Below are 1,573 nucleotides of genomic sequence, written 5' to 3' on the forward strand. Positions count from 1 at the left end.
CTGGCCGCCGTGGGTGTGGCCCGCCAGGATCAGGGGGTAGCCGTCGGCGGTGAAGGCGTCCAGGGAGCGGAGATACGGAGCGTGCACCACGCCGATCGAGAGGTCCGCGTCCGGCTCGGGGCCGCCCGCGACCCGCTCGTACCTGTCCCGCTTGATGTGCGGGTCGTCCACGCCCGTGAAGGCGATTTCCTGGCCGTCGATCTTGAGCCGGCCACGCGTGTTGTTGAGGCCCACCCAGCCCGCCGCGTCGAAGGCGTCGCGCATCGGCTCCCACGGGTTGTGCACCGCGGAGACGGCCGGGGCGTTGCCGTTCAGACCGTGGCGCCCCTGGGCCTTCTCGAAGAGGTAACGGGCCGGGTTACGGAGCTTCGGGCCGTAGTAGTCGTTCGAGCCGAAGACATAGACGCCCGGGAACTCCATCAGCGGGCCCAGGGCGTCCAGCACCTCCGGTACGCCCTCCGGGTCCGAGAGGTTGTCGCCCGTGTTCACGACGAAGTCGGGCCGCAGCCCCGCCAGCGACTGGAGCCACCGCTGCTTCTTGCGCTGTCCGCCCACCATGTGGATGTCGGAGACCTGGAGTACCCGAAGATCACGCATGCCCCGCGGCAGTACCGGGACGGAGATCCGCCGCAGTCGGAACGAACGGGCTTCGAAGCCGGCGGCGTAGGCGAGGCCGGCCGCTCCGACCGCCGCGATTCCCAGGGGTACTCCGTAACGTGCGCGCATGCGCCCATCGTCGCAGACACCGTACCGGCGCGTAATCCGTGGGCGGCCATGACGGTGCACCTGCGACACTTGCCCCCATGACCAGCCTTAAGTCCAAGCTGAAGGAAGACCTCATCGAGGCCATCAGGGCGCGCGACGAGCTGCGCTCCGCCACGCTCCGGCTGACGCTCTCCGCGATCACCAAGGAGGAGGTCTCGGGCACCACGGCGCGCGAGCTCTCCGACGACGAGGTGCAGAAGGTGATCGCCAAGGAGGCGAAGAAGCGCCGTGAGGCGGCGGAGGCCTTCACCCAGGGAGGGCGCCCGGAGCAGGCCGAGCGGGAGCGGGCCGAGGGCGTGCTCCTTGATGCGTACCTGCCCAAGCAGCTCACCGACGAGGAACTGGTCGCCATCGTCGCCCAGGCCGTCGAGGAGGCGAAGGCGGCCGGAGCCGAGGGCCCGCGCGCGATGGGTGCCGTGATGAAGATCGTGAACCCCAAGGTCGCGGGCCGCGCCGAGGGCGGTCGCGTCGCCGCCCTCGTCAAGCAGTCCCTTCTCTGAGGCGTCCGAGGTATCTGGGACATCTGGGACATCTGAGGTGTTCAAGGCGCGTCGGGGGCGTTCGGGGCATCTGATGGTGTCCGAGGCGTTTGCGGTGTCCGAAGGTGTACGAGGCGCCTTCGGCCTCCGAAGCGCCTGAGCTCGACGTCCGGGGCCCGACGTCCTGAGCTCGACGTCCGGGGCCCGACGCCTGAGTCCGACGCCCGAGGCCCGCGGCCTGACCCCGCGGCTCGACGCCCGGGCCCACCTCGGACGCGTGCTCCGCACCGAGGCCCTCCCCGACGCGTACGAAGGCCCCGGCCGACCAG

General features: G+C 70.6%; 2 protein-coding genes. One reads left to right on the plus strand and one right to left on the minus strand.

Annotated features, from left to right (window positions below; all coding sequences use genetic code 11):
- A partial coding sequence (locus tag BFF77_RS27995; protein ID WP_066955224.1) for a metallophosphoesterase occupies positions 1–726 on the minus strand: 726 nt, incomplete at its 3' end.
- 77 nt (positions 727–803) lie between these two features.
- Here BFF77_RS27995 and BFF77_RS28000 point away from each other — a divergent pair.
- The gene (locus BFF77_RS28000; protein WP_066955227.1) at positions 804–1,265 is read left to right on the plus strand and encodes a GatB/YqeY domain-containing protein; all 462 of its coding nucleotides are present in this window, start codon (positions 804–806) and stop codon (positions 1,263–1,265) included.
- The last annotated feature ends 308 nt before the right edge of the window (positions 1,266–1,573 follow it).

Source organism: Streptomyces lushanensis, assembly GCF_001700515.1.
GTDB classification, from domain to species: Bacteria; Actinomycetota; Actinomycetes; order Streptomycetales; family Streptomycetaceae; genus Streptomyces; species Streptomyces lushanensis.